This is a genomic window from Pseudoxanthobacter sp. (assembly GCF_036822375.1).
Lineage (GTDB): Bacteria > Pseudomonadota > Alphaproteobacteria > Rhizobiales > Segnochrobactraceae > Pseudoxanthobacter.
Window position 1 is genome coordinate 1 of record NZ_DAISHT010000120.1, and the last position, 5,740, is coordinate 5,740.

Sequence of the window (5,740 nt, forward strand, 5' to 3'; positions counted from 1 at the left end):
GGACAGCGGGAGGCCGGGCCGCAGACCGGCCCGCCCGAGCCGCCTCAGCCGCCGCATGGCACAGAAAAGCAAAAGCGCGCCCGGAGGGCAGACCGCCCGGACGCGCTTTCAGAGGACAGAGCCGTAAGCCGGCATGGCCGCTGCCATGCCGCAGACCTGCAATCAGGCTTCCGCCTTCGGTGCAAGAATCTGGCGGCCGCGATACATGCCGGTCTTCAGATCGACATGATGCGGACGGCGCAGTTCGCCGGAATCCTTGTCCTCGACATAGGTCGGGGCCTTGAGCGCATCGGCCGAGCGGCGGAAGCCGCGCTTCATGCGCGAGGTTTTACGTTTCGGAACAGCCATCGGTATCTCTCCGGTGCAAACGCCGGCGGCTCGCCGATCTCGGCAAGGCAGCCCGGTCGCGTCCACAGCCCATAGGGAATGTAGCGGCCTTATACAGATATCCACCGCCCTTGACCAGCCTCTTTGCACCGCCGGCTCAGGAGCCCGGAAAAAGGCATTCGAAGGGCGTGCGCTCCGGGCTGGCCTCTGCCGCCACCCGCGCCGCGCGGGCCGCCACCGCCCCGGACGGACGGGCCGGATTGCGCCTGACCGGGTTTGGCAGCACCGCCGCCATCAGCGCGGCCTGCCGGCGCGACAGCTTTGCCGCCGGAATGCCGAAGGCGCGCTGCGCACCCGCCTCGATGCCGAAAGTGCCGTCCGGGCCCCACTCGGCGATATTGAGATAGATCTCCGCGATCCGCCGCTTGGAGAGCACCAGATCGAGCCACAGCGCCAGCGGCATCTCCAGCGCCTTGCGGGCAACGTCGCGGCCGGGCCACAGGAAAAGGTTCTTCACCACCTGCATCGGAATGGTGGAGGCGCCGCGGGTGGCCTCGCCGTCCATGTAGGCATCCACCACCTTGCCGAATTCCACCGTGTCGATGCCGTTGTGCAGGCAGAAGCGGGCATCCTCCGAGGCCACCACCGAGCGCACCGCCACCGGCGCGATGTCGTCGAAGGAAACCCAGTCGCGCGTCACCGGCTGCAGGGTCAGCCAGCGCACCACCATCAGCGTGGAAACCGGCGGCACCACCGCATAGACCAGCGTCAGCAGAAACGGCGCCACGATCAGCGCGGCGACCGTGCCGAGCGCAATCCGCCACCGGCGCCGCCGCCGCGCGGCGGGGGGAAGAGCCCCGGGACTGGCACGGGACACGGCAACCGCGGCGGGAGCGGGCGAATCGCCCGCGGCCCGGGCCTCGCCGGTCATCGCGGCGTCCGGCGCGGCCGGCATGTCGTCGTCTGGCCGCGCCTCCGCTTCCGCCATCGTCCTCAGCCGCCCTGTCCCGGCCCGGCGCCGCCTCCGGCCTGCCGCAACCGCCCCGCACGCCCGCCCGCAAGCCCCGCGCGGGCAGTCACCCCCTTCATCGTGCATCGTTTTTTCCGGCGGCACAATTCGGTATAATGGTTTTGACGGCCGGCCGTGCCCGTGGTTGAAACAGGGCGTGAGGCAGCCCTGTGCGCGGCACCGGCGGGCCCGCCATCAGGGCGTGCATCCGGCCGCACGGCCTGCATCCGGAGGAAACGAGCATGCTCGGCGTTGGCGAAACCCTCCCGGCCTTCACGGTCACCGGCGTCAGGCCGGGTTTCAACGACCATCAGGAAAACGGCGATTCGGCCTTCGAGCCGCTGACCGAGGCGAGCTTCCCCGGCAAATGGAAGGTGATCTTCTTCTATCCGAAGGACTTCACCTTCGTCTGTCCGACCGAGATTGCCGCCTTCGCCGCGCTTGCCGGGGAATTTTCCGGGCGCGACGCCGTGGTGCTCGGCGGCTCCACCGACAACGAATATGTGAAGCTCGCCTGGCGGCGCAGCCATCCCGATCTCAACCGGCTGCCGATCTGGCAGTTTGCCGACACCGGCCGCTCGCTGGTCGACGGGCTCGGCGTGCGGGCGCCGGAAGGCGTGGCCTATCGCGCCACCTTCATCGTCGACCCGTTCGGCATCATCCAGCACGTCTGCGTCAACAATCTCAGCGTCGGGCGCAACCCGGCCGACACGCTGCGCGTGCTCGACGCCCTGCAGACCGATGCCCTGTGCCCCTGCAACCGCGAGATCGGCGGCGCGGTGCTGAAGGTCGCCTGACGCACCACCGGCCGGGACCGCTTGACCGGCGCGCGGCGAGGCGGCATGCCCTGCCGGAACGGGCCCGGGCCGCCTTTGACAGCCGCACCGGCGGCAGAGATTGCCCGGGATCGCGGACGCGCCTGCTGACTGCGGGAATGCGGACTGCGGGAACGTTTGCGGATCAAGTATGGACTTGCGGGATCATATGGACATGACGATGCCTTCACCCGCCCCCGCGGAACGCACGCCCGCCGGCGCGGCGCCCGGCGACACCCTCGCCGCTTCGCTCTCCCCGTCCCTTGCTGCGTCCCTCGCCGCCACCGCCGGCGCCAGCGAGGCGGTGCTGGCCGCCCTTCTGGCGGCCGACGACAGTGCCGGCCCGGCGGCCTTCGTCACGCCGGCGCGCCTTGCGGCCGCCATGCGGCACGGCGTGCTGGGCGGGGGCAAGCGTTTCCGTCCGTTCCTGCTGGTCGAATCGGCCCGCCTTGCCGCCACCCGTGCCGGAACGGCGCCGGACGACCTTGAGGCACGCGCCCTGCGCGCCGCCGCCGCCATCGAGGTGCTGCACTGCTACAGCCTGATCCATGACGACCTGCCGGCCATGGACGACGACGATCTGCGCCGCGGCCAGCCGACCGTTCACCGCGCCTTCGACGAGGCAACCGCCATTCTGGCCGGCGACGGGCTGCTGACGCTCGCCTTCGAAATTCTCTCCGACCCGGCCACCGACGGAGACCCGGCGGTGCGCATCGCCCTCGTCTCGCAGCTTGCCCGGGCGGCCGGCCCGGCCGGCATGGTCGGCGGGCAGATGCTGGATCTGGCGGCCGAGCACAGCGTGCCGGACGAAGCGATGGTGGCCCGCATTCAGGCCATGAAGACCGGCGCTCTCATCACCGCCGCCTGCACCATGGGCGCCACGCTGGGCCGGGCGCAGGCGGACGATCTGGCCGCGCTGAAGCGATTCGGCGATGTGCTGGGCCTCGCCTTCCAGCTTGCCGACGATCTGCTGGACGTGGACGGCGGTGCCGAGGAGGTCGGCAAGCGCACCGGCAAGGACGCCTCGCGCGGCAAGGCCACCTTCGTGGCCGTCAACGGTGCGGACTGGGCCCGCACGCGCCTCGGCGCGCTGGTGGCGGAGGCGGAGGCGCTGCTTGCGCCTTTCGGCCCGGCGGCAGCCGTTCTGCAGGCCGCCGCCCGGTTCGTGGCCGAGCGGCGCAACTGATCAGCGGCGCTGGACGGCGATCGGCGCGGCCACCCCGTCGCAGGCGGCCAGCAGATCGGCCGGCGCGGCGCGAATCTGCAGACCGCGCTGGCCGCCGTTGACGACGATGAACGGCAGGCCGAGCGCGCTTTCGTCCAGAAAGGTGCGCAGCCGCTTCTTCTGCCCCAGCGGGCTGATGCCGCCCACCTTGTAGCCGCTGATTCGCTCCGCATCGGCCGGCTTCAGCATGGCCGCCGCCTTCTGGCCGGCCAGCTGGGCCAGGGCCTTGAGGTTCAGTTCGCAATCGCTCGGCACCACGGCCACCAGCACCTCGCGGCCAGCCTCCGCCATCAGCGTCTTGAACACCTGCCGCGGCGGCAGGCCCAGCGCCTCCGCCGCCGCCAGCCCCTTGGAATCGACATGGGGGTCGAACGGGTATTCGAGGAGTTCAAATGGCCGCCCGGCCTTTTCCATGGCCTGGGTGGCGGGTGTGCGCTTGCTCATGAGCCGGCCCGTGGCAGAAAGCGGAACGTTCGCATCCATACCCCCGTTTGCCGCCGGGCGGAACCGCGCCGCCGGCCCCGTCCCGCGGCCTCCGGCCGGTGCCGGGCCAGTCCGTGGGCGGTCTTGTCCCAGTGGTGCGGGCGGCGCAGCCATTCCCACACGGCTCTCACCGCGGAAAAAGCCAGCAACCCGCCATAGACCGGCCACAGCGCGATCAGCCAGCGGCTGACGCCGATCGGCCGCACCGCCAGCGCCCGCACGGCCAGCACGCCGGCGGCCCCGTAGCAGACGAGGCAGTCGGCCACACCGAGCGCAAACAGCACATCGCCGGCCAGCGAGCCATCGGACAGCGCCACCGGCAGCCCGGCAAGGCCCGCCAGCAGCAGCCCGCCCCACAGCGCCAGCGCCAGACTGGCAAACAGCCCGCCGAAGAACTGCACCTGCAGCGTGACGAACGCCCGCGCCCCCAGCGCCCGGAACAGCGCGCGCGGTGCCCGCATGTGCACCAGCCACGTCTGCAGCCAGCCCTTCTGCCAGCGGCCGCGCTGGCGCAGGAACGCCCCCACCGTCAGCGGCGCTTCCTCGAAGGTGGCGGAGCCGATGACCGTGAACCGGAAACCGGCCCGCGCCAGACGGATGGCAAGGTCGGCATCCTCCGTCACGTTCCAGGCATCCCAGCCGCCGATCGCCCGCAGCGCCGAACGGCGGAAGTGGTTGGACGTGCCGCCCAGCAGGAACGGCAGCCCGCGGCTGGCATAGAACGGCAGCAGCCCGTCGAACAGCATGGCATATTCGAGGGCGAAGAAGCCGGTGATGAGCTTCTCGCCGCCGTGGTCGACGGAAAGCCGGGCCTGCACGCAGCCGAGGTCCGCGCCCCCGGCAGCAAAGGCCGCCGCGGCCTCGCGAAGCTGGCCGGGCTGCGGCCGGTCCTCCGCGTCGAAAACGGTGACGAGGCTGCCGCGGGCGTTCTGCAGGCCGATGTCGAGCACCTTCGGCTTCGTCAGCGGCCCGCGCCTCGGCACCACCACCAGTTCGAACATCGCCCCGCGGGCGTGGCGGCGCACGGCGGCGGCGGTCTCCGTGTCGTCGGCATCGACCAGCAGCTTGATGTCGAGCCGGTCCGGCGGATAATCGAGGCGCAGGAGATGGACGATGAGGCGCGGCACCACGGCCGCCTCATGGCGCAGCGGCACCAGAACCGTGTAGACGGGCAGTTCCGCATCGTCCGGCACCGGCGCGAGCGGCGGATGGAAGCCGCCGGCCGCCACCAGCCGGGCGGCGCTGCGGCGCGCGGCCGCCAGCATCAGAAAACCGGTCGCCACCGCAACGCTGAGGGCCCCGAACACAATATCCGGCACCGTGGCCAGCGCCGCGACCACCCCGGCCAGAGCGGCCGCCAGCAGCCCGGCCTGCCCGCGGGTGACCGGGCGGCGGGCGATGAGATTGCCGTTGAGGGCCACGAGCCCGGCCAGCGCATCATCCACGTCGCCGGGCAGGGCGTGATATTCCGCCAGCCGGTGCGATGCCGGGCGGATCTCCAGCCGGGCGAAAGCCGCCGCCAGCGCCTGCGGCGAAACCAGACGCGCGCGGCGGCGCAGCGCCGGGCTGGCCGCCAGCAGCGCGGCAAGGCGGCCGGCCGTGGCCGGCGTGGCGGTGAGGGCATAAAGCGGGCCCTCCGGCCCGTGCCCCAGCACCAGCAGCGGCGGCGGAACGGGCGGACGGGCGGCCTCCGCCTCCATCCGGCGCACGGCGGCCTCCAGCATCTGCGGTGCCGCCACGGCGATGCCGAGCCGTGCGGCAAGCCCGGCAAGCCACGCGGCCTCGTCCTGTGCCGTCTGGTCCCGCTCTGCCCGACCCCGCTCTGTCAGGTCCCGCTCTGTCAGGTCCCGCTTTGTCTCAGGCGGTCCGGTTTCGGGCCGT

The 5,740-nt window shown here is 71.8% G+C and carries 6 protein-coding genes; 2 read left to right on the forward strand and 4 right to left on the reverse strand.

Annotated features, from left to right (window positions below):
• Positions 1–162: 162 nt before the first annotated feature.
• Positions 163–348, reverse strand: a complete 186-nt coding sequence (rpmF, locus tag V7067_RS11700; RefSeq protein ID WP_334176082.1) for a 50S ribosomal protein L32 — start codon at positions 346–348, stop codon at positions 163–165.
• 136 nt (positions 349–484) lie between these two features.
• The gene (locus V7067_RS11705) at positions 485–1,258 is read right to left on the reverse strand and encodes a biosynthetic peptidoglycan transglycosylase (protein WP_334176083.1); all 774 of its coding nucleotides are present in this window, start codon (positions 1,256–1,258) and stop codon (positions 485–487) included.
• Between the two features lie 320 nt (positions 1,259–1,578).
• On the opposite strand from V7067_RS11705, the gene V7067_RS11710 reads away from it, so the two are divergent.
• Complete coding sequence (locus V7067_RS11710; protein WP_334176084.1) at positions 1,579–2,133, forward strand: peroxiredoxin; 555 nt, start codon at positions 1,579–1,581, stop codon at positions 2,131–2,133.
• A 193-nt stretch (positions 2,134–2,326) separates the two neighbouring features.
• Entirely contained in the window at positions 2,327–3,337 is a 1,011-nt protein-coding gene (locus tag V7067_RS11715) for a polyprenyl synthetase family protein (protein WP_334176085.1), read from the forward strand.
• Here V7067_RS11715 and ybaK read toward each other — a convergent pair whose 3' ends face one another.
• On the reverse strand, positions 3,338–3,820 hold the full coding sequence (ybaK, locus tag V7067_RS11720) for a Cys-tRNA(Pro) deacylase (protein WP_334176086.1): 483 nt from the start codon (positions 3,818–3,820) through the stop codon (positions 3,338–3,340).
• The coding region (locus tag V7067_RS11725) for a glycosyltransferase family 2 protein (protein ID WP_334176087.1) at positions 3,817–5,740 on the reverse strand (1,924 nt) is incomplete at its 5' end. The genes V7067_RS11725 and ybaK, both read right to left, overlap by 4 nt.